The organism is Streptomyces rimosus, assembly GCF_008704655.1.
Taxonomy (GTDB): domain Bacteria; phylum Actinomycetota; class Actinomycetes; order Streptomycetales; family Streptomycetaceae; genus Streptomyces; species Streptomyces rimosus.
Map to the genome: position 1 here is coordinate 1,292,690 of NZ_CP023688.1, position 26,195 is coordinate 1,318,884.

The following is a 26,195-nucleotide window of genomic DNA, read 5'->3' on the forward strand; positions in this document are numbered from 1 at the left end:
GCGGCAGGGCGCCCCGGCGGTGCTAGGGATAGGTCGTGTGGACTGGCTGACGGAGAGCGACATGTGGCTGGGCCGGCTGGTGTTCCAGCGGCTGCTGGCCGTGCTGTACCTGGTGGCGTTCGTGGCGGCGGCGCGGCAGTTCCGCGCGCTGATGGGCGAGCGCGGCATGACGCCGGTGCCGGACTTCGTGCGCCGGGTGCCGTTCCGCAAGGCTCCGTCGGTGTTCCAGTGGCGGTACTCGGACCGGTTCTTCGCCCTGTGGTGCTGGGCCGGTGCCCTGCTGGCCGCGGCCGTGGCGGCGGGGGCGGCGGACGCCGTGCCGCTGGGGGCCGCGATGGCGATGTGGGCGGTGCTGTGGGCGATGTACCTGTCCATCGTCAACGTCGGGCAGACCTGGTACGGCTTCGGCTGGGAGTCCCTGCTGCTGGAGACCGGCTTCCTGGCCGTCTTCCTCGGCAACGACGACATCGCGCCGCCGGTGCTCGTCATGTGGCTGCTGCGGTGGCTGCTGTTCCGCGTGGAGTTCGGGGCCGGGCTGATCAAGATGCGGGGCGACCACTGCTGGCGCGATCTGACCTGCCTGTACTACCACCACGAGACACAGCCCATGCCGGGCCCGCTGAGCTGGTTCTTCCACCGGCTGCCCAAGCCGCTGCACCGGGTCGAGACGGCCGCCAACCACGTCGCGCAACTCGGCCTGCCCGTGCTGCTGTTCACCCCCCAGCCGGTGGCGGCCTGGGCGGCGCTGGGGATCGTCGTCACGCAGCTGTGGCTCGTGCTGTCCGGCAACTTCGCCTGGCTGAACTGGCTGACCATCGTGCTCGCCCTGTCCGCGGTGGACGCCTCCCGGATCGCCGACGCGCCCGCGTTCGCCGCCACCCCGGCCTGGTTCGGCGTGCTGACCGTGCTCCTCACCGTCTTCGTCGCCTTCCGCAGCTACCGTCCCGTACGCAATCTGCTGTCCCGGCGGCAGGTGATGAACACCTCCTTCGACCCGCTGCACCTGGTCAACTCCTACGGGGCCTTCGGCAGCGTCACCCGGGTGCGCCGGGAGATCGTGATCGAGGGCACGGACTCCCCGGTGGCCTCGCCGGACGCGGTGTGGCGGGAGTACGAATTCCGGGGCAAGCCGGGTGACGTACGGCGCATGCCGCGCCAGTACGCGCCGTACCACCTCCGGCTCGACTGGCTGATGTGGTTCGCGGCGCTCTCCCCCGCCTACGCGCGCAGCTGGTTCGGGCCGTTCGTGGAGCGCCTGCTGGCGAACGACCCCGACACGCTGCGGCTGCTGCGCCACAATCCGTTCCCGGACGCGCCGCCCGCGCTGGTGCGCGCCCGGCTGTTCCAGTACCGGTTCACGACGTGGCGGGAACGGCGGGAGACCGGTGCGTGGTGGCTCCGTACGGAGCTGCGGGACTTCCTGAAGCCGACGGGAGCAGTTCGGCGCGGAAGGCGATGACCATGTCGCGGGCGTGCCGCAGCCCGATCCGCCCGAAATCGCGCTCCAGCTCGTCCAGTTCGGCGAGCGTCTCGTCCTTCGAACCGCCCAGCCGGGAACGGGACTTGACCAGGCCGAGCCGGGCCAGGGCGGTGCCGCGCGGCTCCCGCATCGCCTCGAACTCGCGCAGCGCCCCGGCGTAGACCTCGCACGCCTCGGCGTACCGCCCGGCCCGGAACAGGACGTTGCCGCGCATCTTGTGGTTGTAGGCGAGGGCGCTCGCGAGGTCCATGGCGCGGCAGATCGTCTCGGCCTCGGTGAGCAGGGACAGTGCCCGCTCCGTGTGGCCCTGTACGGACAGGACGTCGGCCACGCCGCGCAGCGACCAGGCGCGGCCCCGCGCGTCGTCGCCGTCGGCGGCGATCCGCGCGGACTCCTCGAACAGCTCCAGGGCCTTTTCGTAGTCGCCGGTGTTGCGGTGCATCTGCGCTATGCCGGACATCGCCCACACCATGTGGCGGGCCTCGCCGTGCCTGCGCGCCTGTTCGAGCAGCTGCTCGTGCAGGTCGGCGACGGCTTCGTAGTCGCCCTGTATGCGGCCGGTCTCGGCGAGCCCGGCGAGGGAGTAGCCGTGCGCCAGGCGGTCGCCGCCCGCGTCGGCGAGGGCGACGGCGTGGGCCAGCAGCCTGCGGGCCAGCGCGGGGGAGCCGCACTGCCGGGCGAGCGTGCCGCCGCTCCACAGGGCCCAGGACATCGCGCCGCTGTCACCGGCGGTGCGGGCGCTGCGGTAGCTCTCCTGCCAGGCCGTGCGCGCGTCGTCCACCCGCCCCAGGCGCCGGTTGGCCTCGGCGACGGCGAGCGAGGTTCGGGCGCGCTCCAGGTCGGTGCGGGCGTCGTGCCGTGCGCGGTCGGCCGTGGCGAGCACGTCCTCGTAGGACGAGTTCACGTTCAGGGCCGCGCCCAGCTCGCCTTGGTACTCCGGGGCGAATGCCTTGCCGTACATGTCTTCCGTGGCCTCCTGATCGCGCATGTGCTTGATCACGAAGCTACGAGGCGACGGGGGTGCGGCGAATCCCTCCGCGGATTGGTCATGCCGTATGCCTCGGGTCCTACGCGAGAGGGACCGGATCATCATCGGGACGTACGGGGAACCCGGTCTTCCGGCCGACCGGCTCAGGCGGCGGGGCCCGTGTGCTCCGGGGCCGGACCGCCGAAGGCTCCGGCCGGGCCGGGTGCCGTACGCGCGGGGCGGCGGGCGAAGCGCCGGTTCAGCGGACGCTCGACGAAGCGGTACACGATCAAGGCGGTGGCCTGGGCCAGGACGGCGCCGGCGGCGGCCAGCGCCAGGCTCGTGGGGATCGTGAAGGCGCGTTCGTAGCCCAGCAGGTGGCGGAAGGCCAGCAGCAGCGGCCAGTGAATGATGTACAGGGCGTACGAGGCTTCGCCCAGGGCGACGAAGGCCGGGCGGGCCAGGGGGCGCGGGGTCTCACGGCCGTCGGCGAGTGCCAGGTGGGCGATCACAAGCGCCAGCGGAATCGCCCCGAGGGCTCCGTACCGGAGCGGCGGCGGGCAGAGCGGCGCCAGGCCGACGGCCGGAACCGGCAGGACGAGGAGCAGGGCGCGCGGGGCCCGGGGCCAGCGGCCGGCGGCGACCAGGCGGGCGGTGACGATGCCGAGCGCGAATTCCGCCAGCCGCGTCGGCGGGAAGAAATAGCAGAGCCACATGCTGTCCCGGCCCACGTCGATGCCCCGGCCGAGTGCCGGTGCGGCCACCGTCAGGACCGTGAGCGGCAGCGTGAGGACGGCGACGGCCAGGACCGCCCAGCACGCCCCGAGGCGCGCCGCGGGGATCTTGCGGGCGGCGGCGATCAGCAGCGGGAACAGCGCGTAGAAGAACATCTCGCAGGAGATGGACCACGACGGCGCGTTGAAGCACGCGTCCAGCGCCGTGCCGGGAGTCCAGCCCTGGAGCAGGAGCAGACTGATCACGCCGAAGCGCGGCCCGCAATCCGTGGGCATGCCGTCGGGCAGGGCGGAGACCGAGGTCAGGGCGAAGAACGCCACTCCGCCCGCCCAGCCGAGCACATGGGCGGGGACGATCCGCCACAGGCGGCGGCGCCAGAAGGCGCGGACCGGTTCGCCCGGCCGGTGGGTCCAGGCGAGGACGAAGCCGGAGAGGACGAAGAAGCCGCTGACCGCGCAGGCCGCGAGGGTCTGCGACGGGTACAGCGCCGTGTGCACATCGGCGTCGGCGAACAGCGCCACGTCCACGAGCAGGTGCGAGACCAGCACCGGAAGGGCGAGGAAGAACCGCAGCCCCGTCAACGACGGCAGTCGCTGTCGCCCTGTCCGTTCCACACCCACCTCCGGGCCCCGCGGCACCTTCACGCCCGGTCATGCCCCGGGCGGATGCCCCGTCACCGTCGGCACCGCGTGGTTCCCCGGAACGGGCGAAACACGGGGGCGGGAGGAATACCCGCGGCGCGGGAAGCACGCGTCTCCCCCGCGCTGCGACCGGCCGCGTCCTGCCGCGGGCGGTCAAGCGCGTCGAGGCCGCTGCCGTTCTTCGTCGCGTGCACGAAGAGCTGTACGCCGTAGCCGTCCTTCTCGTCGTCGTGGACCGCGAAGGTGCACCCGTCGCTGCGGAACGGGGCCCGCCCGGCGTAGGCGCAACTCTTGCCGGACGAAGAGTGCCCCGGGTTCACCCAAGTCGAGTCCCTGCGCCCGGGGCTGTGCCTGTGCCTGCGAGAGGCCGACGGCGCCGGTCCGTACTCAACGCGCAGGCCGTCCGTGGCGCCACGGACGGCCTGCCGGTGCCCACCGCTTCCCGCAGCGGTCCGCCCGCCCCCAGCCGGACCGCCGCTCCGGGAATGTGTCACGGAGAATTCCCGGAAGGGTGGGAAGGAAATGCGTGCCGCGGAACCGCCGCGTTCAGCCGGCGTTTTACCGGTGGACGTCCAGCCGCATTCCGGGGTAGATCAGATTGGGATTCGCTCCGATCACCTGGCGGTTCAGCCGGTAGAATTCCCGCCAGCCCCAGCCGTGGGCGTACGCGATTCCGCTGAGCGTGTCCCCCCGGTTCACCACGACCTGGCCACCGGATGTGCGGTGCGGCCGGGCCTTGTACTGCTTGTGCTGCCCGTACCCGCTGCCGTGGCGGTAGTGCCGCTGCCGCAGCCGCTCACGGGCCCGGCCGCTGCCCTCCGCGCGGGCCGGGGCGCCGACGCGCGGCGCGGACCGCTGGACGCTCGCGTTCGGAGCGCTGTGCCGCGTGCCGGACCCGCGCAGTCCCAGGCGGGACGAGCAGGCCGGCCAGGCCCCCCAGCCCTGTCGCGCCAGCACCCGTTCCGCCACGCTGATCTGCTGGGACCTGGAGGCCCGCGACGCCCGGGAGGCGTACCTGCCGCCCCCGAAGGAACGCCAGGTGGAGTGGGCGAACTGCAGCCCGCCCGAGAAGCCGTTCCCGGTGTCGGCCCGCCAGTTGCCGCCGCTCTCACACCCGGCCAGGCGGTCCCAGGTGGCACCGCCGCGGGCTTCGGCCGGCCCTTCGGCCACCACGTTCAACGCGCCGGCGGCCAGCAGGACCACTGCCGCCGTCGCCCCTCGGGCCCCGCGCCCCCGGACTTCACCGCGTCCGCTCGTTTCCGATCCCTGAGGATATTCCATCGATGTGCTCCCGTCCTTCACCGCGCGGTTTCCCGGCGGCTATGGGGATGCATGACGTCCGTCGGCGCACGCCTTTCCCCGGCTTTTCCGCGGAATTGCTCCCGCGTCTTCACCGGTCCGTGCGATGCGTTTTCCGGGCCGTCATGAATTCGACGAGTCCGAGACAACCACGGGCACGGTCCGCATTGTCAGAGCGCGCGGTAGCGCCCGCACCGGGCGGCCTGCCCCCGCACCGCCGGAGCGGAGGCAGACGGCGCCGCATGGCGCCCCCTCGTGCCGGGTAGGGGCGCACCCTCACAGGCGGCGCGCATGGCCTGCCCTGGCGTATCGAGCGCTTGTCCGAGCCGGGGGTGGCCGCGGAGCGCACCGGGGGGCTCGGGTCACGCGCGGCGGGGGTCCGCACGCACCGCGCACGGGCCCCGGGAGCGGTGCACCACCGCCGTCCCCAGGGAGGGTTTCGGTGCGCCGGGGGTGTGCCGCCCGGGTCACACCGGTACGAGCGTGACCTCGGTCGCCTTCACACTCACCCAGACCTCGGTGTCCTCGGCCAGCCCCAGTTCCGCCGCGGCCTGCGGGGTGATCTCGCCGACCAGGTCGGGCACCTGCGGCGAGGCGACCAGGACGCGCAGCCGGCTGCCGAGCGCGGTGATCTCCCGTACCCGTCCCGGCCAGACGTTGCGGGGGCTGCCGGAGGGCCGCTCGCGGTGCACCGAGACCGCTTCCGGGCCGATGATCGCCAGTGCGGCGGTGCCTTCGGGCAGCGGATCGGCGGCCACCAGCCGCCCGGTGCCGCCGAGCCGCAGGCCGTCGGCGGTGGCCCTGCCGGACCAGGCGTTACGGCCGAGCATCCGCGCCACCCACGGCGAACGCGGATGCCGGGCGACCTCGGCGGGGGCCGCGTCCTGGAGGGCGCGGCCGTCCTCCAGGACCAGCACGCGGTCGGCCAGCGAGACCGCCTCGACCGGGTCGTGGGTGACCATCAGGCAGACGCCGCCGAAGCCGGCCAGATGCCGGCGCAGGGTGTGCCGGACGTGCGCGCGGGTGCTCTGGTCGAGGGCGGCCAGCGGCTCGTCGAGGAGCAGCAGGCGGGGGCGGGCGGCCAGCGCGCGGGCCAGTGCGACGCGTCCGGCCTGGCCGCCGGAGAGCTGGGCGGGGCGGCGGTGCGCGAGGTGGCCGACGCCGAGCCGGTCCAGCCATCGCTGGGCCTCACGGCGGGCCTCGGCACGGGCGGTGCCGTGGGCGCGCAGCCCGTACGCGGTGTTGCCGAGGGCCGTCAGGTGGGGGAAGAGCGCCCCGTCCTGCGGGACCCAGGCGACGTCGCGGCGGTGCGGCGGCAGCGTGGTCACGTCGCGCTCGCCGAGCGTCAGCGTGGCGTGCGCCCGGGGCGTGAGGCCGAGCAGGGCGCGCAACAGCGTGGTCTTGCCCGCGCCGTTGGGGCCGACGACGGCGATGGTGGTGCCTGGGGCGGCTTCGAGGGTGAGCCGGTTGAAGCCCGTGACGTCCGCGTGCAGCGGCCACCGCCCGGTGCGGGCGCCGTCGCCGGGGCCGTCGGTGGCGGTGGGGCCCGCGTCGGCGGCCCCGGTGTGCGCGGTGGCGGCGGCGCACGGGTCCGCGGGGGCGGGCGGGCCGGGTGCCGCGGATGCGCCGGTCACGTGGTCCGGCCATGTGCCGTCGGCATCCGGCACCCCGCCGCCCTCCGCGTCCGTACGCGTCACCGCGCCGCTCGTGCGCCCCCGCACCGGGCCGCCCCCGCCCGCCCACCGGCCGCGCAGGGCGACCAGGACGGCCATCGCGACGACGAGCAGCAGCAGGGAGACGGAGGTGGCGGCCTCGGGGCTGTCCTGGAGGAGCAGATAGACCTGGAGGGGCAGGGTCTGGGTGACGCCCGGCAGGTTGCCCGCGAAGGTGATCGTCGCGCCGAACTCGCCGAGCGCCCGCGCCCAGGTCAGGGCGGCGCCGGCGGCGAGCCCGGGGGCGACCATGGGCAGCGTGACGGTGGCGAAGACGCGCAGCGGCCCGGCGCCGAGCGAGGCGGCCGTCTCCTCGTACCGCGCGTGCAGCCCGGCCAGCGCGCCTTCGAGGCTGATGACCAGGAACGGCATCGAGACGAAGGTGGCGGCGACCACCGCGCCCGCCGTGTGGAACGGCAGCTGTACGCCGAACCAGCTCTCCAGCCATCCGCCGAGCAGGCCCCGCCGCCCGAACCCGAGGAGCAGCGCCACGCCGCCGACGGTCGGCGGCAGCACCATCGGCAGCAGCACCAGGGAGCGCACCAGCGCCTTGCCGGGGAAGTCGACGCGCGCCAGCAGCCAGGCGAGCGGCACGCCGAGCAGCAGGGACAGGCCCAGCGCCCAGCAGGAGACGACCAGCGAGATCCGCAGGGCCTCGACGACCCCGTCGGAGGTCAGATGGGTGCCGAGCTCGCCCCAGGAGGTACGGGCCAGGATGCCGGCCATGGGCACCAGCAGGAACGCCACCGCCAGGACGGCGGGCACGGCCAGGGCCAGCGGGGCGCGGCGGCCGGGGACGGGCTTGCGGACGCGCCCGGGGAGGAGGGCGCGCCCGGCGCCGGGTCCCCGGCCGGGCTCCGTGCCGGGGGTGCGGCCCCGGCCGTCGGCGGGCGTCCGGTCGCGTCCGGCGCCGGGCTTCCGGTCGCGCTTGACGGCGTCGCGCTTCATGGCATCGCGCTTCATGGCATCGCGCTTCATGGCTCAGAGGGGATCACGGCTTCGAGGGGATCATGGCGTGGCCGGTCCGTGCCGCGTTACGGCTGCTGGAAGCCCGCGTCGCGCAGGATCTTCTGCGCCTCGGCACCGCCGAGCCACTTCACGAACGCGTCCGCCTCCTTGGTGTGCTGGGAGACCTTGAGCGTGGCGGCCGGGTATTCGGCGATCGCGTTCTGCTCGTCCGGGATCTGTACGGCGTCCACCTTGTCCGGCGCGGTCATCGCGTCGGTGGCGTAGACGATGCCGGCGTCCGCCTCGCCCAGCTCGACCTTGCTCAGGACGCCGCGTACGTCCTGTTCCTGGGAGACCGGCTGGACCGTGATGTGCTGCCGGTCCAGGACCTTCTTGCTGTAGCGGCCGACGGGCACCGCCGGCGCGGCGAGCACGACCTTGAGCTTCTTGGCGGTGGCCAGGTCGGCCAGCCCCTTGACGTGCTTGGGGTTGCCCTCGGCGGTGGCGATCACCAGCCGGTTCTTGGCGATGATCTGCGGCTCGGCGGTCTTGCCCTTCAGGCCGTCCATGGTCCGGGTGTCGGCCGTGACCAGGGCGTCGGCCGGGAAGTCCTGGTTGACCTGGGCGGCGAGCTGCTGCGAGCCGGCGAAGGAGAACTTCACCGTGGTGTCGGGGTGTTCCTTGTGGTACGCGTCGGCGGCCTTGGCGAACACGTCGGTCAGGGAGGCGGCGGCGAGCACCTTGAGCGTGGTCTTGCCGCCGTCCGCCGCGGACGAGTCGTCACCGCCCCCGCAGGCGGCGGTGAGCGGGGCGAGTACGGCGACGGTCAGGGCGGCGGCGAGGGCACGGCGCCGGGTGACGCCGAGGGTGCGGGACATCGGAATCGACTCCTTGGGGACGCGGGGCGGTGACGCGGGGCCGCGGCGGGCGTCAGACGCGGTCGATATGGACATTGGTCGATTTCACGCGGGCGGTGGCGCGCATGCCGACCTCCAGTCCGAGTTCCTCCACCGCTTCCCGTGTCAGGAGGGAGACCAGCCGGTGCGGGCCGGCCTGGATCTCCACCTGCGCCGCGACGTCGCCCAGCTTGATCGCCGTGACGATGCCGGGGAAGGCGTTGCGGACCGAGGTGTGGGAGGTGTCGTCCTCCGAGGCGCCGTTCTTGGCGAGTTCGGTGGAGAACGCGGCCAGATCGCGGCCGTCGATCAGCCGGCGGCCGGTTTCGTCCCGGTGGGTGGGGACCCGGCCGGCGTCGGCCCAGCGGCGGGCCGTGTCGGGGCTGACGCCGAGCAGGCGTGCGGCCTGGCCGATCGTGTAGGACTGCATGTGCGGCACCGTATGGCAGAAGCTCTCTCATCTGCAATTTCTGCGTGGGAATGCACCTGGCAGATGCGAGCCGGGCTGGAGGATGCGCCAAGTACGGGCGCGGGGCGCCGAAGGGGCCCCGGGGTGGGCCGGGTCCGTGGCGCGGGGGCGCGGACCGGACAGACCAGGGGGCGGAGCATCGGACGTGTGGGCGAAGCCGTACTCTTTTGGGAGGGATTTGGGAGGGCATGGCGTAACACGGAGGGAGCGCGACCCGATGAGTACTCCTACTTCTTCAGCCCGCTCGGCGGTACGCAGCCGGTCGATCATGAGGAGACTACGGCCGGAGGCGCCGCGCGACGTCGTGCCGCCGGCGCACGAGCGCCCCGTCCTGCACACGGTCCCGCATCCCTCCCCGGACCGCCCCCTTCCGCTGCGGCTCGCCGATCTCGCCGTCGCCGCCTGCACCGCGCAGACGGTGCTCGCTCCCAAGCCGGACCCGCTCGCGCTGCACGCCGCCGAGCTCCTGCACGCCCCCTTCGCCTCCATGGCCGAGGCCGCCATGGGCCGGCCGCTGGACCGGCGGCTGCGGGAACAGCTCGGACGGCTGGGCCGGGCGGGCGAGCAGCGCGCGCTCCAGGCGGGCCCGGGCGCGCCCGGCAAGCGCGGAGCGCTGTGGTCCGTTGGCCTGCTGGTGGCGGGCGCCGCCGCCACGAACTGCCGCTCGGACGTGGAAACCTGCGAGGCGGCGGCCACCCTGGCGCGCCTGCCGGACGGCGGCGCCCCCGCCGCCAGCCGGTCCCCGGGCGGCCGTGCCCGGCAGTACTACGGCGTTCCCGGCGCCGTCGGCCAGGCCCGCTCCGGCTTCCCGAACGTCCTGGGCGTGGCCCTGCCCGCGCTGCGCCAGTCCCGCGCGGCGGGCGCCTCCGAAGTGACAGCCCGTATGGACGCGCTGCTGGCGCTGCTGTCCACCCTCGACGACACGACCCTGCTGCAACGGGGCGGTTCGCAGGGTCTGCTGTCGGTGCAGATGGACGCGCGCGACGTCCTGTCGTCGGGCGGTTTCGGCACCCCGCGCGGACGCAAGGCTTTCGTCCGGCTGGACTCGCGGATGACCCGCAACGGGCTCACGGCCGGGGGCAGCGCGGCGCTGCTGTCGGCGACCCTGTTCCTGGACTTCCTGTTCGAGGGCCGCTGAGCGCCCGCGTACGGGCTCAGGCCGCGCTGCCGGGCGTGACGTACTGCCGCAGCAGATCGCGCAGCTCCGCCTCGAAGGCGTCGTAACGGCTGCGCAGCTCGGCGCCCGGCCACCCGGCGGGCAGCAGGGCGTCCGGCAGCAGCGGGTCGGCCAGGAGGTGGCGCAGTACGGCGGCGGAGACGGTGAAGCGTCCGGCCGGTGACGTGGCGTCGGACAGCGCCGCCAGCAGGGCGCGCGCCCGCGCCGCCCAGCCGTCCAGGTCCCACAGGCCGCGTACCAGCTCCGCCGGGTCGCCGTCCGGAGCGCCGGTGAGCCAGGTGCACTGCCGGGCGGCCACGGCCGGTCGGGTGCGCTCCAGGTTGGCCGGGCGCAGCCAGGTCCCTTCGCGCAGTTCGGCGAGCCGCAGTTCGGCCATGGCCTGGCGCAGCGCGGTCCGCTCCGCCGCGGGGCGTGCTTCGGCCGTGACCACGGCGATCTCCCAGGCACCGTCCCAGCGCCGGGTGCGCGGCGCACGGCTCTCGTCCTGCCGCGCCTGACGCTCCAGCAGCCGCGCGGTGAGTCCGTACGTCCCCTCCCCCAGTTGAAGGTCGCCCGCGGCCACCATCCGGGACAGCGCGACACGAACGGTTCCCTCGGCAACGCCGAACAGCTCACCGACCCGCACCAGGGCACGCGCCGGAAGGCGGGGCGGATGGTGGCCGAGGAGAGTGCTGAGCACGATGGAGCGGGCGGTGAGCGGCCGCAGGCCGAGACGCTCCGCGGCGTCGCGTACGGGGGTGTCGTGGTCCATCGGGCGAAATCCTAGGAGGTGCCCCGCGAGCCGGTGCGGGCCGCCTGCCTCACCGGGCCGCGTCGCCGCGTACCGCCCCGTCCAGGGCCCCGGCGCGCTCCTCCTTCGCCGTCTTCTCCCGGTTGTCCACTTCCCACCCCAGGAAGGAGAACAGCACGATCAGGATGCCGCCGCAGACGATCGCGCAGTCGGCGAGGTTCATGATGCTGAAGCCGCGTATGTGGAGGAAGTCGACCACCTCGCCCCGGAAGTCGCCGGGGGTACGGAAGAGACGGTCGGTCAGGTTGCCGAGTCCGCCGCCCAGCAGCAGGCCGAGCGCGATCGCCCAGGGGACGCTGTAGAGCTTGCGCGCCATACGGACGATCACCACCACGACGGCCGCGGCGATGACCGTGAACAGGAGGGTGGCCGCCTCGCCGATGCCGAACGCCGCGCCGGGGTTGCGCTCCACCAGCAGCTCCAGCCAGTCGCCGAGCACCTTGACGGGGGCGCCGTTCTCCAGCTCCGCGACCACGGCCACCTTGCTGCCCAGGTCGAGCAGATAGGCGGCGCCCGCCACCGCCAGGAGCAGCGGCACCCGCCGCCGGCTTCCGGCTTCCGCCTCGCCGTCCCCACCGCGCGCCGCCATGGCCCGGTCCCGTCCCCGCACGTTCCGTCCCCCTCGAAGTCCGGCGGCCGGTCGGGCCGCCACGGACCCCGACTCTATGACAGCCCGTTCTATTACAGTCTTCCCACGCCTGTTCCGCTTCTGTAACGTCCCCGGTATGACCCTCACCCATGAAGTCGTGAACCAGGCCCCGCCCCTGACCGGATTCAGCGCGGCGGACGACCCGGCCCTCCTGGCGGCGCTGCGCCGCGCGGGCGCCGGGTGGGGCGAGCCGGAGGTACGGGAGCTGGGTGCGCTCGCCGGGACGGAAGAGGTGCAGGAGCAGTCGCGGATGGTGGAGGAGCAGCCGCCACGGCTGCGCACCCACGACCGCTTCGGCCACCGGATCGACGAGGTGGAGTTCCACCCCGCCTGGCACCAGCTGATGGCCGTGGCGGTGGAGCGCGGGCTGCACGCCGCGCCATGGGCGGACGACCGCCCCGGCGCCCATCTCGTGCGCGCGGCCAAGTTCTACGTCTGGTCCCAGGCCGAGCCGGGGCACGGCTGCCCCATCTCCATGACGTACGCCGCCGTACCGGCCCTGCGCGCCGAGCCGGACCTCGCGGCGCAGTACGAACCGCTGCTGGCGTCCCGTACGTACGACTACGGGCTGCGGCCCCCGCTGGCCAAGTCGGGCCTGATCGCGGGCATGTCGATGACGGAGAAGCAGGGCGGCTCGGACGTCCGGGCCAACACGACGCGGGCGGTGCCGGCGGGCGACGGCACGTACCGCATCACCGGCCACAAGTGGTTCACGTCCGCGCCGATGAGCGATGTGTTCCTGGTGCTCGCGCAGACGGCGGAGGGGCTGAGCTGCTTCCTGCTGCCGCGCGTCCTGCCCGACGGCACCCGCAACGGTATGCGGCTGATGCGGCTGAAGGACAAGCTCGGCAACCGTTCCAACGCCTCTTCCGAGATCGAGTACGAGGACGCGGTGGCCTGGCCGGTCGGTGAGCCGGGGCGCGGGGTGCGCACCATCGTCGAGATGGTGAACATGACGCGGCTGGACTGTGTGATCGGCTCGGCGGCCGGAATGCGCGCCGGACTGCGGCAGGCGCTACACCACACCGCGTACCGGCACGCGTTCGGCCGCGCGCTGGCGGAACAGCCGCTGATGCGGGCGGTGCTGGCGGACCTGGCGATCGAGTCGGAGGCGGCGACGACGCTGGCGATGCGGCTGGCGACCGCCGTGGACGGGGCGCAGGCCGGGGACGCGGGCGAGGCCGCGCTGCGCCGGCTCGCGCTGGCCGTCGGCAAGTACTGGGTGTGCAAGCGGGGCAGCGCGCACGCGGCGGAGGCACTGGAGTGCCTGGGCGGCAACGGCTACGTGGAGGAGTCGGGCATGCCGCGCATCTACCGCGAGGCCCCCCTGCTGTCGATCTGGGAGGGCTCGGGCAACGTCGCCGCACTGGACGTGCTGCGCGCGCTCGCCAAGGAACCGGCCTCGCTGGAAGCGTACTTCGCGGAGGTGGACGCGGCGGCGGGCGCCGACCGGCGGCTGGACGCGGCCGTCGCGGGGGTACGCAAGACGCTCGGCACGCTCGGCGACCCGGACCAGGCGCAGCGTGCGGCCCGCTCGCTGGCGGAGCGGATGGCGCTCGCGCTCCAGGGCGCCCTGCTCGTACAGCACAGTCACCCGGCGGTCGCGGACGCGTTCTGTGCCTCCCGCCTCGACCGGGAGTGGGGGCACGCCTTCGGGACCCTGCCCGCCACGGCCGACCTGACGGCCATCCTGGAGCGGACGTCTGCGGAGGAGGCCGGATGAGCGGCGACGGCCCGGCGGCGCGGCCCGTACGCGTCGAGCGCTCCGGCCCCGTGACGACCGTCATCCTGTCCCGGCCGCAGGCGCGCAACGCGGTGGACGGCGCGACGGCCGCCGCGCTGGCCGACGCCTTCCGCGCCTTCGCGGCGGACGACACGGCGCACGCCGCCGTCCTGTGGGGCGAGGGCGGCACGTTCTGCGCGGGCGCCGACCTCAAGGCGATCGGCGCCGAGCGCGGCAACCGGGTCGCGGCGGACGGCGACGGGCCGATGGGCCCCACCCGGATGCGCCTGGACAAACCGGTGATCGCGGCGGTCGCGGGGCACGCGGTGGCGGGCGGCCTGGAGCTGGCCCTGTGGTGCGATCTGCGGGTGGCGGAGGAGGACGCGGTCTTCGGGGTGTTCTGCCGCCGCTGGGGCGTGCCGCTGATCGACGGCGGTACGGTACGCCTGCCCCGTGTCGTCGGCACCGGCCGCGCCCTGGACATGGTGCTGACCGGGCGGCCGGTGGGCGCGGCCGAGGCGCTGGCGATGGGCCTGGCCAACCGGGTGGTACCGCCGGGACGGGCCCGTGCCGAGGCCGAGGAGCTGGCAGCCGCCATCGCCCGCTTCCCCCAGGCGTGCCTGCGCAGCGACCGCGCCTCCGTCCTGGCGCAGGAGGGCCTGTCCGAGGAGGCCGCCATGGCGCAGGAACTCCGTTACGGGCAGGGCGTCCTGGCGGAGGCGATGACGGGCGCGGCGCGCTTCGCTTCGGGGGCGGGGCGGCACGGGGCGATGGAGACGTAAGGGGCACCGTCCCCTTGCCTGCGCCTCACCCCGCGAGCGGTATGTCCGGTGCCGTACGGGGAAACGCCCGCCGGTAGTCGGACGGCGAGACCCCGACGCGCTTGAGGAAGTGGTGGCGCAGGTTGTTCGCCGTGCCCAGGCCGCTGAGTTCACCGATCTTCTCGACCGGCAGGTCCGTCGACTCCAGCAGGCTCTGGGCGCGCGCCAGGCGCTGGTCGAGAAGCCATTGCAGCGGGGTCGTGCCGGTGGCGGCCTGGAGCCGCCGGTAGAACGTCCTGGGGCTGAGCGCGGCCCGCTCCGCCAGGTCCTCGACGGTCAGCGGCCGGTCCAGGTGCGCGCGGGCCCAGGCCAGGACCGGGGCCAGCCCCTGGTCGTCGGCGGCGGGCACGGACAGGTCGATGAACTGGGCCTGGCCGCCGGGCCGGTGGGCGGGTACGACCATACGGCGGGCGAGCTGGTTGGCGACGTACGCGCCCAGGTCGCGCCGCACCAGGTGGAGGCAGAGGTCGAGCCCCGCGGTGAGCCCGGCGCTGGTGAGCACGTCGCCGTCGTCCACGTACAGCACCGAGTCGTCGACCCGTACCTTCGGGTAGCGCTCGGCGAGCTGGGCGGTGTGCATCCAGTGGGCGGTGGCGCGGCGCCCGTCGAGGAGCCCGGCCTCGGCGAGCGCGAAGGCGCCGGTGCACAGGGACACCATGCGGGCACCGGCGTCGTGGGCGCGGCGCAGCGCCTCGGTCAGCCCCGGCGGCAGCGGAGCGCCCTCCTCCACACAGGGATCGGGCACCGACGGGACGATGACCGTGTCCGCGCCGGCCAGGTCGTCGAGTCCGTACGGGGTACGCAGCGCCAGCCCGGCCGCGCCCGCGGGCCCGTCCGCGCCGCCCCGCTCCCCGGTGCCGCACAGCCGCAGGTCGTACCAGGGGTCGGCCAGGTCGGGCTGCGGCTTGCCGAAGACGGTGCAGGGGATGCTCAGTTCGTACAGGTCCCACGACGGGACCCCGATCTCCTCGGTCACGACGACCGCGACGGAACCAGCGCTCATCCCCGAAGGATAGGCAGCCCGCGGGGATGGCAGGAATTTGGTGCCGGCCGTCACCACTGTCACTGGTCGCGGGCGCCCCGCGCTGCGAGCGTGGTCCGTACGTGATCAACCGCCGGTCCACGAACACCGGCGGACGTACGAGGAGAAGCACATGCGAAGCGAACCCGCGGCCGTGACGGTGCTGGGGCTGGGCTCGATGGGGACGGCGCTGGCCGGCGCGCTGCTGAAGGGCGGCCATGCGACGACGGTGTGGAACCGTTCGCCGCACAAGGCCAAGCCGCTGGCGGAGCGCGGGGCCACGGTGGCAGCGACGCCCGAGGAGGCGGTCGCGGCGAGCCCCCTCCTCATCGCCTGCGTACTGGACTACGCGGCCCTGCACACCGTCCTCGACCCGGTGGCGGACTCGCTCGCGGGCAAGACGCTGGTCAACCTCACCTCCGGCTCCCCGGAGCAGGCCGCGGAGGCCGCCGCGTGGGCGCGGGCGCACGGTGCGCACTACCTCGACGGGGCGATCATGACCACTCCCCCGGGCGTCGGCAGCCCGGAGATGATGTTCCTCTACAGCGGTGAGCGCACGGTCTTCGACACCCACCGCCCGGTCCTCGCCTCCCTGGGCGACCCGCTGCACCTGGGTACCGACCCGGGACTGGCGTCCCTGTACGACGCGGCTCTGCTCGGCCTGATGTGGGCCGCCATGACCGGGTGGCTGCACGGTACCGCGCTGGTCGGCGCGGAGGGCACCCCGGCCACCGCCTTCACCCCGGTCGCGATCCGCTGGCTGAGCGCGGTGACCGGCTTCCTCACCACGTACGCGCCCCAGGTGGACGCCGGGCACTACCCGGGCGACGACGCCACCGTGGACGTGCAGATCGCCGCGATCGACCATCTGATCCACGCCGCGGCGGCGCGCGGCGTCGACAACGCGCTGCCCGAACTGCTCAAGGCCACCATGGAGCGGACCCGCGCCGCGGGCCACGGCTCCAGCAGCTACGCGAGCGTCATCGAAACCCTCAGGAAGGCTGCGGGCAACCGATGACGACCTGGACAGATACGGCGCCGGTCACCACCACACCGCCCGCCGCCTGGCCCGGCCTGCTGGCCACCGCCACCGACACCTGCCTGGACGCCCTCCTCGAACAGGCAGGCCAGGACTGGTCGCGTCCCGCCCACGACCTGGACTGGACCTGCCGGGACACCCTCGACCACCTCGCCCTCGGCCTGACCGGGTACGCGGGCCTGCTGATCGCCCGCCCCACCGACCGCTACATCACCCTCTTCGCCTCCCTCGACCCGCAAGCGCCCCTCCCCGCCTGCCTGGAGGGGCTGCGCATCGCGGCCTCCCTCCTGGGGTCCACGGTCCGTGACACGCCGTCCGATGTGCGGGCCTGGCACCTGTGGGGACACTCCGACGCCGCCGGTTTCGCGGCCATGGGCATCACGGAACTGCTCCTCCACACCTACGACATCACCCGCGCGCTGGACCCGGACTCGCCCTGGGCACCGGACGACGCCCTGTGCGCCGCCGTACTGACCCGGCTCTTCCCTGACGCGCCGGAAGCGCCATCTGGGCACGGCCCGTTCGACGTACTGCTCTGGTGCACGGGCCGGGCCGCACTCCCCGGCCTGCCACGGCGTACGGCATGGCAGTGGGACGGCAGGGTGCGCTGAGCACCCTGCCGTCACCCCCTCTGTTGAACGCGTTCAACCCGTCACGTACTGTCTTACGTGCCGGGTTGAACGCGTTCAAGAACCCGGTCCGAGCCGCGCACCGCAACGCATCTGGGGGCATCGTGACCGCACTGGTCGACCTCATCGTCATGCTGGGCATGTTCGTCGTGGTCCCGACGGGGCTCGCGCTGCTCCGCGAACCCGGCACGCGATGGCTGCGGCGCCGCTGGCCACTGGCCGCCGCGGCGGGCGCCGCCTCCCTGTGGCTGCCGCGCGGCGCCGCCGCCACCGTGCTCGCCGGCGCCTACGCGCTCGCCACCCTCACCCTCGCCCTGTACGCGCCGCGCCGGCTGGCCCGCACCCGCAGCCTCGCCCCGGGTGAGATCGCCGTACTGACAGCGCTCGTCACCCCCGCCGTCGCCGGAACCGCCCTGGTCGCCGAGCGCTCCGGCCACCAGCTGCTCGGCTTCGACCTGGAGATCCTGTCGCTGACCGTGCCGCACTTCCACTTCGCCGGGTTCGCCGCCGCGCTGGTGGCCGGGCTGGTCTGCCGCGCCGCCCGCCCCGGCCGCGCCGGGCCGTTCGCCGCGCTCAGCGTGCCGGTGGGGACCCTGCTCGTCCTGGCGGGCTACTTCATCGACGACTGGGCCGAACTGGCCGGCGCGGTGGTCCTGACCGCGGGCATGTGGCTGGTCGCCCTGGTCACCTGGCGGGACGTCCGTACGACCGCGCCGGACCGGACCACCCGCGCGCTGCTCGGCGGCTCGGCCGCCGTGCTCGTCGCGACGATGCTGCTCGCCCTGAGCTGGGCGCTCGGCGAGGCAACCGGCCTCCCGCACCCCACACTGGCATGGATGGCGGCCACCCACGGCCTCGGCAACGCGCTGGGCTTCGCCCTGTGCGCGCTGCTCGCCTGGCACCGCCTCCGGAACGAGCCCGCCACGTCCCACCGGACCGCCCCCGCACCCGTATGACCGTTCCCCCGACGCCACCACACCAGAGGAAGCAGGCCCCGGCATGACCACCGGCACCCCCGCCCCCGCCCCCTTCAACTACCCCGAGGAAGGCGCCACCCGCCGCCACCCGCTGCCCCGCGGATACCGCCATCTGCACGAGGCGACCTACCTCGGTCACGGCCGCGCGGTCCTCGAAGCGGCGGGGCACGCGGTCACCGGCTTCCGGATGCACCGCGCCGCGGGCGTACGGGTGCGGGCCTCGGCCCCGGAGGCCGCGCCCGGCGTCCGGGTGGAATGCGCCCTGGGCCTCGGCCCGCTGCGGCTGTGGGCGCCGTGCCGGGTGGTGTGGAGCGAGTACGAGAGCGAGCGCATCGGCTTCGCGTACGGCACGCTGGCCGGTCATCCGCAGCGCGGTGAGGAATCGTTTGTGGTGGAGATGCGGGCCGACGGCGCGGTGTGGTTCACGATGACGGCGTTCAGTGTGCCGGGCCGCTGGTACACGCGGCTGGCGGGGCCGCTGGTCCCGCTGTTCCAGCGCCTGTACGCGCGCCATTGCGGCCGGACGCTGCGCCGGCTGGCCCGGCGGAACCGCTGACCGATTGCCGCACCGGCCCCCGAAGACCGACCGCAGAACCACACGCCCGCCCTCCCCCTCCCCCGTCCTCCATACGTCCACACGGCGTTCATCACTCCGTCACCAGTTGCCCCGCCGCCCATGAGAGAAAGCCAGCCATGTGCGAGCTGATCCCGCCGCGGGCGGACCTGACCGAGGACCAGTGGCTGCGGACGGCGGGCCCCGGCCTCGCCGACGCTGCCGTACCGGACGACACACCGGACGCCGCAGCCGCGGCACACGGTGTGCACCGGCGGACGCTGCTGGGCGGCGCGGTGGCGGGAGCGGCGCTGGCCGCGCTGCCCTTCGGGGCGCAGCAGCGCGCGGTCGCCGCCGCGCGGGCGGGCGCTGCGGACCGCTTCCCGCTGCCGTCCGCGCCGGGCCCGTCCGGCGAGTACGCCGTCCTGATCACCGGCGACGCCGGAACCGGCAAGGCGGAGCAGTACGCGGTCACCGCGGCGGCCAGGGAGATCTGCCGCACCGAAGGCGTCGGCCTGGCGGTCGGCCTCGGCGACAACATCTACGAGAACGGCCCGGAGTCCGACCACGACTCGGAGTTCGACGAGAAGTTCGAGCGGCCCAACACCGGCATCGACGTGCCGTGGCTGATGGTGCTGGGCAACCACGACTGCTCCGGATTGGTGCCCGGCAGCGGCGGCGACCCGTCGCGCGGTGACCGGGAGGTCGCCTACGCCGCCACGTCGCGCCGCTGGTACATGCCGAGCCGCTACTACAACGTCACGCTCCCGGCGGGCGGCGGCCGGCCGGACCCGCTCATCGAGTTCTTCGCGCTCGACACCAACCCGGTCGCCTCCTCCGTCGTACAGCTCGACCCGCACTACCGGTGGGACGGTCCGTACATGCGCGAACAGCGGCGCTGGCTGGACACCGCGCTGCGCGCCTCGCGCGCCCGCTGGAAGGTCGTCCTCGGCCACCACCCGTATCTGAACAACGGCAAGCACGGCAGCGCCGGTTCCTACGACGGCTTCGTCATCGGGCACTACACCAGCGGCGTCCACCTCAAGGAGCTCTACGAGGAGGTGGTGTGCGGCCGCGCCGACGTGATCATGTCCGGCCACGACCACACCCTCCAGATCCTGGAGCCCACCGACCGCACCCGCGGCACCCGGCAACTCGTGTGCGGCGCCGCCTCCAAGACCGGCGACGGCACGGCGCACTTCACCCACCCGGCCGCCTGGCAGGACTTCTCCCGGCACGGGTTCATGCTGCTGAAGGTGTCGGCCGGCGCGATGACGATCGACGCCTACACGGTCGACGTGGCAACGAAGAAGGCACGACTCGCCCACCGCACGCGGACCACGCGGCCGGTGGCGGCAGGGGTGCCGGTGGGGGCTCCTGCGGGGGTGCGCTAGCCGGAGGCGGGGCGGACACGGGGCGTGGACGGCCACCCGTTCACCTCCACATCCCCCCACCAACCCTCTCAAAATGCACAACCCCGCCCCCCGTCCTAATGTGAGCCCATGGCCGCTTCCCGGTTGCGATGGTTCCGCTTCGGCGGGCCCCGGACGGGAGCGGCGGGCGTGGTGGCCCCGGCGCCGCCGGCCCTGGCTGCCCGGTGGGTGGCCGGGGTCGGCGCGCCTTCGGTGGCCGGGTTCCGGTCGGCGGCGGTGGCACAGGGGTGGAACGGGGCATGACGGGAGACCACGACGCGCCTGATTCTGCGGGGCGCTACGACCCGCGCCGCGGCGGCGGGCTGTTCCGGGCCACCGATACCGGCCCCGATGACGACGGTACCGACCTTCCCCCGCCTCTCGACCCCATCGGCCTCGGCGACCGCCTCGCCCTCAACAAGACCGGCACCTTCGACTGGGACCTGGACCGCGAGACGCTGGAGCTGGACGCGTGCGGGCTGGAGGTCTTCGACCTGCGGCCGGACGAATACGACGGGCGGCCCGCTTCGCTGGCGGCCCGTATCCCGCCCGAGGAGGGCTACCGGCTCGACGCGGCGGTGTCGCAGGCCGTGCAGGACGGGGCGCCCTCGTACGGTGTGTACTTCCGCGTGCACTGCCGCGACGGCACGCCCCGGTGGACGCACACCCAGGGCCACCTTCTGCGCGACGGGGAAGGGCGGCTGTACCGGATCGTCGGGCTCGTACGCGAGGCGGGTACGGAGCTGGCCGATTCCGTACTGCTGCGGTCCCTCCAGGAGAACCGGCAGCGGCAGACCGCGATGGTGCAGCAGACCACCGCGGCGCTCTCGCGGGCCCTGTCGGTCGCGGACGTGACGCGGGTGCTGACCGGGACCGGCGGGGCGCGGCGCTTCGGCGCGGACGCGCTGATCCTCGGCCTGGTCGACAACGACCGCTTCGAGGTCATCGCGATCACCGGCCTGCCCGGCACCACGCCCGAGGACATGATGGCCTCCCGGCTGGACGACACGCTGCCGCTGTCGGACGCCGCCCTCTCGCGCCGGGCCGCATTCCTGTCGTCGCGCGGTGAACTGCTCGCCCGCTACCCGCGGCTGCGCCCGTATCTGGACCGCATACCGACCGGCAGCGCCGTCTTCCTGCCGCTGGTGGCGCAGGACCGGGTCGTCGGGGCGCTCGGCCTGTTCAACGCCGAGCCGAAGCAGCACACGGCGGAGGACCGGAACCTGGCGCTGGCGCTGGCCGGTGTGGTGGCCCAGTCGCTCCAGCGGGCCACGCTCTTCGACCAGGAACGCGAGTTCGCGACCGGTCTGCAGGCCACGATGCTGCCGCGGCTGGTCCCGGACATCGCCGGGGGCGAGGTCGCCGTCCGCTATCACGCGGCGAGCACCGGCCGGGACATCGGCGGCGACTGGTACGACGTGATACCGCTGCCCCAGGGGCGGACCGGGCTGGTGGTCGGTGACGTCCAGGGGCACGACACGCACGCGGCGGCGGTGATGGGCCAGCTCCGTATCGCCCTGCGCGCCTACGCCACCGAGGGCCACACGCCGGAGACGGTGCTCGTACGGGCCTCCCGCTTCCTCGCCGAGCTGGAGACCGAACGGTTCGCGACGTGCACCTACGTCCAGGCGGACCTGGAGTCGGGGGCGCTGCACGTGGCCCGGGCGGGCCACCTCGGCCCGCTGATCTGGGACGCGGCCGGGCACACCGACTGGCACCCGGTACGCGGCGGGCTGCCGCTCGGGCTGGCGACGGCGTTCGGCCAGGACCACTTCCCCGAGACGCAGCTGTTCCTGGAGCCCGGCTCCCGGCTGCTGCTGTGCACGGACGGCCTGGTGGAGACGCCCGGTGAGGACATCACCGCCGGGATCGACGCGCTGGCCGCCGCCGTACGGGAGGGGCCCGCCGAACTGGAGGCCCTGGCCGACCGGCTCTCGGACCAGCTGTGGGCACGCTCCGGGTCCACCGACGACATGGCCCTCGTCCTCCTGCACCGCCACCCCTCCGCCGGGACCACCCCCACCACCCCGCGTTTCCGGCTGCACGTCCACCAGGCGGACCCTTCGGGCGCCTCGGAGGTACGGGCGATGCTGCGGCGCACCATGGACCAGTGGCGGGCGGGCTCACTGGCGTACGACATCGAGGTGGCCGCCACCGAACTCATCACGAACGCGCTGACGCACACGGACAGCGGGGCGCTGATCACGGTCGAGCTGCTGCCCGCCCGCCCGGGTGTACCGGGCGGCGCCCGCCGCCGTATCCGCCTGGAGGTGGAGGACCGCTCCAGCCGCTGGCCCCGCCGCCGCACCCCCGGCGAAACCGCCACCTCGGGCCGCGGCCTGATGATGGTCGAGGCCCTCTCGGATTCCTGGGGCGCGGAGCCGAGGGGCAGCGGCAAGGCGTTGTGGTGCGAGTTCGCGCTGCCGGGAGAAGAGTGAGGGCCGCGGCCCTCGGGTGGCTCATTCGCGCTCGCGCAGATACGCGTCCAGCTCGGCGGCCCCGGTCAGCATCGCCCGGCCGCGGGCGGACAGGCGGCCGCGCCAGTCGTGCAGGGTGGCCTCCAGGGGCTCGAGGCCGCCGGCCGCCCGTACCCGGTCCAGCAGCGGGGCGATCTGTTCCAGGAGGTAGCCGCCTCGTCTGAGCTGGTGGGCGAGGCGGGCGTCCCGTACGTCGGCGTCGTCGTAGACGCGGTATCCGGTGAGGGGGTCGCGGCGCGGGCGTACCAGGCCCGCGCGCTCCCATTTGCGCAAGGTCGCGGGGCGGATGCCGAGCTGGGCCGCCAGCTGTCCGACGAACATGCCGCCTGTCCTTGAACCTGTGGCCGGCTCGGGTGCCGTGGCGGATGCCAGGTCGCGGAGGGCGTTTTCCACGGCCCGGAGGGTGCGGCGGTCTTCGAGGAGCTGGGCGTGGCTCTCGTCGATGAGGCGGAGCGCCTCTTCGGGCGCGTCCGCGTTCACCGCCTGCATGATCGCTGTCGCCGTCGGGTGGCCGTGACCGGGCACCAGGGCGAGGAACGCGCGCAGGGCCCGGGCGTGCAGCGGAGTGTAAGTGCGGTAGCCGCTGGGCGTGCGTCCGGCGGCCGGGAGGATGCCGGACTCCTCGTAATTCCGGACGGCCTGCGTGGACAGGCCGTGCCCGCGTGCCAGGTCAATCGGCCTGAGCCGATCGCCCGTTTGAAGGTTGCGTCCCATGAACTCGACGATATCGCGAGAAAAATCCTCCAAAGTTTCCACCGAGGGTTCAACGATAGCGTTGAAGGCATGGAGACCGACACGGGCACCGACATGGGCACCGACATCAAGGACACCACCCACCCGCTCGACGCCGCCGCCGTTCTGGGACTGCTCCCGTCCCGGCCGCGGGTGCTCGCCCTGGGTGAGCCCACCCACGGCGAGGACACGCTGCTCGAAGTGCGCAACGCGCTCTTCCGGCAGCTCATCGAGCACGAGGGCTACCGCACGATCACCATCGAGAGCGACTGCCTGCTGGGCCTGATCGTGGACGACTACGTCGTCGAGGGCACCGGCACTCTCGACGAGGTCATGGAGCGCGGGTTCAGCCACGGCTTCGGCGCGTCCGCCGCCAACCGCGAACTCGTGCGCTGGATGCGCGACTACAACAAAGACCGCCCTTGGCCCGACCGGCTGCGCTTCGCCGGTTTCGACGGCCCGCTGGAGATCACCAACGCCGAGAGCCCCCGCCGGGCCCTCCTCGCCCTCCACGGCTACCTCGCCGCCCACGGGAACAAGGACCTGCTGCCCTGCACCGCGGACACCCTCGACCGCCTGCTCGGCACCGACGAGCAGTGGACCGAACCCGCCGCGATGCTGGACCCGGCCCGGTCGGCGGGGCGGTCGGCCGAGGCCAGGGAGCTGCGGCTGCTGGCCGACGACCTGGTGGCGGTGCTGGACGAACAGACGCCACACCTGATCGCGGCGACCTCACGCGACGCCTGGGACCGGGCACGGCTGTACGGCCGCACCGCCACCGGCCTGCTGCGCTACCACTACTGGATGGCCGACACCACGCCGGACCGTATGACGCGGCTGCTGGGCATACGGGATTCGATGATGGCCGAGAATCTCCTCGCCCTCGCCGAGCGGGCCCCGGTCCTGGCCTTCGCCCAGAACAGCCATTTCCAGCGGCACAAGAGCACGATGCGCATGTGGGACCACCCGCTGCTGGAATGGTGGAGCGCCGGCGCACTCGTGAACGCCCGCCTGGGCGAGGACTACGCCTTCGTGGCCACGGCCCTCGGCACCATCCACCACCGGGGAGTGGGCACCCCGCCACCGGACACGATCGAGGGCCTGCTGTACGCACTCCCGGAGGACCGCTACCTCGTCAACCTCACCCAACTGTCCACCGCCCTCGGCGACACACCACCCGTTCCCCGCGAGTCACCCTGGTTCGGGTATGCGCCGCTGGGGCTGGAGCATCTGACGGAGAGTGATGGTCTGGTGTTCGTGAAGGATGTGCCCAAGAGCTAGGGACGCACACAGCAGGAGCCCGGGTCCGCGCCCCGGGCCCCTGCCTCGGAGTCCCTACGCCCCATACCAAACCGTCGTCGCATTACAGAACTCCCGGATCCCATGCCCCGCGAGTTCCCGGCCGTAGCCGGATCGCTTGATCCCGCCGAAGGGAAGGGCGGGATGGGAGGCGGTCATGCCGTTGAAGAAGAGGCCGCCGGCCTCGATGTCGCGGATGAGGCGCTCCTGTTCGGCCTCGTCGCGGGTCCAGGCGTTGGAGCTCAGGCCGAACGAGGTGTCGTTGGCGGTGGTGATCGCTTCGTCCAGGTCGTTGACGCGGTAGAGCGTGGCGACCGGGCCGAACGCCTCCTCCCGGTGGATGCGCATCTCGGGGGTGATTCCGGCCAGGACGGTCGGCTCGTAGAACCAGCCCGCGGTCAGCTTCTCCGGGCGCTTGCCGCCGCACAGGGCGGCCGCGCCCCGCCGGACCGCGTCGTCGACCAGTTCCTCCAGGTCGGAGCGGCCCTGTTCGCTGGAGAGCGGGCCGACGTCGGTCGTCTCCTCCATCGGGTCGCCCACGGTCAGCCCGGCCATCCGCTCGGTGAAGCGCACCGCGAACTCGTCGTACACGTCGGTGTGGACGATGAAGCGCTTGGCGGCGATGCAGGACTGGCCGTTGTTCTGCACGCGCGCGGTGACGGCGGTACGTACGGCCGCGTCCAGGTCGGCGGACGGCAGCACGATGTACGGGTCGCTGCCGCCCAGCTCCAGCACCGTCTTCTTGATCTCGTCGCCGGCGATCGACGCCACCGAGCGGCCGGCCGGTTCGCTGCCGGTGAGTGTCGCGGCGGCGACCCGGCGGTCGCGCAGGATGTCCTCGATCGCGCCGGAGCCGACCAGCAGGGTCTGGAAGCAGCCCTCGGGGAAGCCCGCCCTGCGCAGCAGGTCCTCCACGTACAGCGCGGTCTGCGGCACGTTCGAGGCGTGCTTGAGCAGACAGGTGTTGCCGGCCATCAGCGCGGGCGCGGCGAAGCGGATGACCTGCCAGAGGGGGAAGTTCCACGGCATGACGGCGAGGACGGTGCCCAGCGGCCGGTAGCGGACGTAGGCGCGGGTGGCGCCCGCGTCCTTCACGTCACCGGGGTCGGGCACCTCGTCGGCGAGGAGTTCCTCGGCGTGCCCGGCGTACCAGCGCATCGCCTTCGCGCACTTGGCGGCCTCCGCGCGGGCCGCCGCGAGCGGCTTGCCCATCTCGGTGGTCATGGTGCGGGCGATGCCGTCCTGGCCCGCCTCCAGCAGGCCGGCGGCGTTGCGCAGCAGTTCGCCGCGCTCCTCGAACGACGTCGTCCGGTAGCTGCGGAACGCCTCCTCGGCGCGGGCGAGCCGTTCCTCGATCCCGTCCGCGTCGAGCGCGTCGAAGGTCTGGAGTGTCTCGCCGGTGGCCGGATTGACCGTGGCGATGGCCATGTGGATGCACCTCCCATGGGGTGGCGGGCGGGTACTACGTGATCGGTCCGGGCGCCGGTGACGGCTCCGGCACCGGGTCCGGGCCCGGCGGGCGCGGTACGGGGTCGGGGCTGGGCGTCGGCGGCTGCGGCGCGGGCGTCGGCGGTACGGGGTCGGGCGGGCCCGGCACCGGCGGTCCCGGCGTCGGTCCCGGACCCGGCTCGGGTCCGCCGGGGCCCGGCGACGGTGTGGGCGTCGGCGGTGCGGGCTCCCGCTCCTGGCCGGGCCCTTGCGTACGGTGCGGTGTCGGTTGCCGCTCCACAGCAGACCTCCTGGGTCGGT

General features: G+C 73.8%; 22 protein-coding genes. 11 read left to right on the forward strand and 11 right to left on the reverse strand.

The genetic code is table 11. From position 1 onward, the window contains the following. Window positions 1–37: 37 nt before the first annotated feature. On the forward strand, window positions 38–1,459 hold the full coding sequence (locus tag CP984_RS05230) for a lipase maturation factor family protein (RefSeq protein ID WP_003982776.1): 1,422 nt from the start codon (window positions 38–40) through the stop codon (window positions 1,457–1,459). Here CP984_RS05230 and CP984_RS05235 read toward each other — a convergent pair. From CP984_RS05235 to CP984_RS05260, 6 genes are all read right to left on the reverse strand, one after another. Continuing rightward, complete coding sequence (locus tag CP984_RS05235) at window positions 1,356–2,441, reverse strand: tetratricopeptide repeat protein (protein WP_003982775.1); 1,086 nt, start codon at window positions 2,439–2,441, stop codon at window positions 1,356–1,358. The genes CP984_RS05230 and CP984_RS05235 overlap by 104 nt on opposite strands. 170 nt (window positions 2,442–2,611) lie before the next feature. Beyond that, window positions 2,612–3,796 (reverse strand): acyltransferase family protein, encoded by a 1,185-nt coding sequence (locus tag CP984_RS05240; RefSeq protein WP_063604282.1) that lies wholly within the window; start codon window positions 3,794–3,796, stop codon window positions 2,612–2,614. A 585-nt stretch (window positions 3,797–4,381) separates the two neighbouring features. Beyond that, the gene (locus tag CP984_RS05245) at window positions 4,382–5,026 is read right to left on the reverse strand and encodes a LysM peptidoglycan-binding domain-containing protein (protein WP_226048614.1); all 645 of its coding nucleotides are present in this window, start codon (window positions 5,024–5,026) and stop codon (window positions 4,382–4,384) included. Between the two features lie 563 nt (window positions 5,027–5,589). Next, window positions 5,590–7,812, reverse strand: coding sequence for an ABC transporter permease (locus CP984_RS05250; protein ID WP_226048615.1), 2,223 nt, complete (start codon window positions 7,810–7,812; stop codon window positions 5,590–5,592). A gap of 56 nt (window positions 7,813–7,868) precedes the next feature. Then, window positions 7,869–8,660, reverse strand: a complete 792-nt coding sequence (gene modA, locus CP984_RS05255) for a molybdate ABC transporter substrate-binding protein (protein ID WP_003986442.1) — start codon at window positions 8,658–8,660, stop codon at window positions 7,869–7,871. Window positions 8,661–8,712: 52 nt separating this feature from the next. After that, window positions 8,713–9,108, reverse strand: a complete 396-nt coding sequence (locus tag CP984_RS05260) for a TOBE domain-containing protein (protein ID WP_003986441.1) — start codon at window positions 9,106–9,108, stop codon at window positions 8,713–8,715. A 307-nt stretch (window positions 9,109–9,415) separates the two neighbouring features. On the opposite strand from CP984_RS05260, the gene CP984_RS05265 reads away from it, so the two are divergent. Beyond that, on the forward strand, window positions 9,416–10,285 hold the full coding sequence (locus tag CP984_RS05265; protein ID WP_078657927.1) for a triphosphoribosyl-dephospho-CoA synthase: 870 nt from the start codon (window positions 9,416–9,418) through the stop codon (window positions 10,283–10,285). A gap of 16 nt (window positions 10,286–10,301) precedes the next feature. Here the strand turns inward: CP984_RS05265 and CP984_RS05270 are convergent, their stop codons facing one another. Beyond that, window positions 10,302–11,075, reverse strand: a complete 774-nt coding sequence (locus tag CP984_RS05270; RefSeq protein WP_003986437.1) for a PaaX family transcriptional regulator C-terminal domain-containing protein — start codon at window positions 11,073–11,075, stop codon at window positions 10,302–10,304. Window positions 11,076–11,124: 49 nt separating this feature from the next. Beyond that, complete coding sequence (lspA, locus tag CP984_RS05275; RefSeq protein ID WP_003986436.1) at window positions 11,125–11,703, reverse strand: signal peptidase II; 579 nt, start codon at window positions 11,701–11,703, stop codon at window positions 11,125–11,127. A 136-nt stretch (window positions 11,704–11,839) separates the two neighbouring features. Here lspA and CP984_RS05280 point away from each other — a divergent pair, with 136 nt between their 5' ends. Together CP984_RS05280 and CP984_RS05285 are read left to right on the forward strand one after the other, a co-directional pair. Continuing rightward, window positions 11,840–13,486 carry an acyl-CoA dehydrogenase family protein gene (locus CP984_RS05280; RefSeq protein ID WP_003986435.1) on the forward strand — a complete coding sequence of 549 codons (1,647 nt, stop codon included), beginning with the start codon at window positions 11,840–11,842 and terminating at the stop codon, window positions 13,484–13,486. Beyond that, window positions 13,483–14,268 carry a crotonase/enoyl-CoA hydratase family protein gene (locus tag CP984_RS05285; RefSeq protein WP_003986434.1) on the forward strand — a complete coding sequence of 262 codons (786 nt, stop codon included), beginning with the start codon at window positions 13,483–13,485 and terminating at the stop codon, window positions 14,266–14,268. The genes CP984_RS05280 and CP984_RS05285 overlap by 4 nt, the downstream gene beginning before the upstream one ends. Before the next feature lie 25 nt (window positions 14,269–14,293). On the opposite strand, the gene CP984_RS05290 is transcribed toward CP984_RS05285, so the two are convergent. Continuing rightward, window positions 14,294–15,310 (reverse strand): GlxA family transcriptional regulator, encoded by a 1,017-nt coding sequence (locus CP984_RS05290; protein WP_030179416.1) that lies wholly within the window; start codon window positions 15,308–15,310, stop codon window positions 14,294–14,296. Between the two features lie 151 nt (window positions 15,311–15,461). Between CP984_RS05290 and CP984_RS05295 the strand changes: the two genes are divergently transcribed. From CP984_RS05295 to CP984_RS05320, 6 genes are all read left to right on the forward strand, one after another. Beyond that, window positions 15,462–16,346, forward strand: coding sequence for an NAD(P)-dependent oxidoreductase (locus CP984_RS05295; RefSeq protein ID WP_003986432.1), 885 nt, complete (start codon window positions 15,462–15,464; stop codon window positions 16,344–16,346). After that, window positions 16,343–16,978 (forward strand): maleylpyruvate isomerase N-terminal domain-containing protein, encoded by a 636-nt coding sequence (locus CP984_RS05300; protein ID WP_003986430.1) that lies wholly within the window; start codon window positions 16,343–16,345, stop codon window positions 16,976–16,978. The genes CP984_RS05295 and CP984_RS05300 overlap by 4 nt, the downstream gene beginning before the upstream one ends. A 122-nt stretch (window positions 16,979–17,100) precedes the next feature. Further along, window positions 17,101–17,952, forward strand: a complete 852-nt coding sequence (locus CP984_RS05305; RefSeq protein ID WP_003986429.1) for a YndJ family protein — start codon at window positions 17,101–17,103, stop codon at window positions 17,950–17,952. A gap of 43 nt (window positions 17,953–17,995) precedes the next feature. Further along, a complete protein-coding gene (locus CP984_RS05310) occupies window positions 17,996–18,529 on the forward strand; it encodes a DUF1990 family protein (RefSeq protein WP_030179412.1) in 534 nt (177 codons plus the stop codon). Between the two features lie 137 nt (window positions 18,530–18,666). Then, window positions 18,667–19,920 carry a metallophosphoesterase gene (locus tag CP984_RS05315; RefSeq protein ID WP_030179410.1) on the forward strand — a complete coding sequence of 418 codons (1,254 nt, stop codon included), beginning with the start codon at window positions 18,667–18,669 and terminating at the stop codon, window positions 19,918–19,920. Between the two features lie 278 nt (window positions 19,921–20,198). Further along, window positions 20,199–22,376 carry a SpoIIE family protein phosphatase gene (locus CP984_RS05320; protein ID WP_003986952.1) on the forward strand — a complete coding sequence of 726 codons (2,178 nt, stop codon included), beginning with the start codon at window positions 20,199–20,201 and terminating at the stop codon, window positions 22,374–22,376. 21 nt (window positions 22,377–22,397) lie between these two features. Here CP984_RS05320 and CP984_RS05325 read toward each other — a convergent pair whose 3' ends face one another. Then, window positions 22,398–23,129, reverse strand: a complete 732-nt coding sequence (locus tag CP984_RS05325) for a TioE family transcriptional regulator (RefSeq protein WP_003986953.1) — start codon at window positions 23,127–23,129, stop codon at window positions 22,398–22,400. 93 nt (window positions 23,130–23,222) lie between these two features. On the opposite strand from CP984_RS05325, the gene CP984_RS05330 reads away from it, so the two are divergent. Then, complete coding sequence (locus CP984_RS05330) at window positions 23,223–24,428, forward strand: erythromycin esterase family protein (RefSeq protein WP_030179407.1); 1,206 nt, start codon at window positions 23,223–23,225, stop codon at window positions 24,426–24,428. Window positions 24,429–24,482: 54 nt separating this feature from the next. Here the strand turns inward: CP984_RS05330 and CP984_RS05335 are convergent, their stop codons facing one another. Further along, window positions 24,483–25,874 carry an NADP-dependent succinic semialdehyde dehydrogenase gene (locus CP984_RS05335; RefSeq protein ID WP_003986955.1) on the reverse strand — a complete coding sequence of 464 codons (1,392 nt, stop codon included), beginning with the start codon at window positions 25,872–25,874 and terminating at the stop codon, window positions 24,483–24,485. Window positions 25,875–26,195: the final 321 nt, after the last annotated feature.

Excerpts from the sequence above, each read along its gene's own strand:
- CP984_RS05325 (WP_003986953.1), bottom strand. The coding sequence starts at position 23,129 with ATGGGACGCAACCTTCAAACGGGCGATCGGCTCAGGCCGATTGACCTG.
- CP984_RS05310 (WP_030179412.1), top strand. The coding sequence starts at position 17,996 with ATGACCACCGGCACCCCCGCCCCCGCCCCCTTCAACTACCCCGAGGAA.
- CP984_RS05285 (WP_003986434.1), top strand. The coding sequence starts at position 13,483 with ATGAGCGGCGACGGCCCGGCGGCGCGGCCCGTACGCGTCGAGCGCTCC.
- CP984_RS05235 (WP_003982775.1), bottom strand. The coding sequence starts at position 2,441 with ATGTACGGCAAGGCATTCGCCCCGGAGTACCAAGGCGAGCTGGGCGCG.
- CP984_RS05250 (WP_226048615.1), bottom strand. The coding sequence starts at position 7,812 with ATGAAGCGCGATGCCATGAAGCGCGATGCCATGAAGCGCGACGCCGTC.
- CP984_RS05295 (WP_003986432.1), top strand. The coding sequence starts at position 15,462 with ATGCGAAGCGAACCCGCGGCCGTGACGGTGCTGGGGCTGGGCTCGATG.
- CP984_RS05290 (WP_030179416.1), bottom strand. The coding sequence starts at position 15,310 with ATGAGCGCTGGTTCCGTCGCGGTCGTCGTGACCGAGGAGATCGGGGTC.
- CP984_RS05320 (WP_003986952.1), top strand. The coding sequence starts at position 20,199 with ATGACGGGAGACCACGACGCGCCTGATTCTGCGGGGCGCTACGACCCG.
- CP984_RS05300 (WP_003986430.1), top strand. The coding sequence starts at position 16,343 with ATGACGACCTGGACAGATACGGCGCCGGTCACCACCACACCGCCCGCC.
- CP984_RS05330 (WP_030179407.1), top strand. The coding sequence starts at position 23,223 with ATGGGCACCGACATCAAGGACACCACCCACCCGCTCGACGCCGCCGCC.
- lspA (WP_003986436.1), bottom strand. The coding sequence starts at position 11,703 with ATGGCGGCGCGCGGTGGGGACGGCGAGGCGGAAGCCGGAAGCCGGCGG.
- CP984_RS05280 (WP_003986435.1), top strand. The coding sequence starts at position 11,840 with ATGACCCTCACCCATGAAGTCGTGAACCAGGCCCCGCCCCTGACCGGA.
- CP984_RS05335 (WP_003986955.1), bottom strand. The coding sequence starts at position 25,874 with ATGGCCATCGCCACGGTCAATCCGGCCACCGGCGAGACACTCCAGACC.
- CP984_RS05270 (WP_003986437.1), bottom strand. The coding sequence starts at position 11,075 with ATGGACCACGACACCCCCGTACGCGACGCCGCGGAGCGTCTCGGCCTG.
- modA (WP_003986442.1), bottom strand. The coding sequence starts at position 8,660 with ATGTCCCGCACCCTCGGCGTCACCCGGCGCCGTGCCCTCGCCGCCGCC.
- CP984_RS05265 (WP_078657927.1), top strand. The coding sequence starts at position 9,416 with ATGAGGAGACTACGGCCGGAGGCGCCGCGCGACGTCGTGCCGCCGGCG.
- CP984_RS05315 (WP_030179410.1), top strand. The coding sequence starts at position 18,667 with ATGTGCGAGCTGATCCCGCCGCGGGCGGACCTGACCGAGGACCAGTGG.
- CP984_RS05260 (WP_003986441.1), bottom strand. The coding sequence starts at position 9,108 with ATGCAGTCCTACACGATCGGCCAGGCCGCACGCCTGCTCGGCGTCAGC.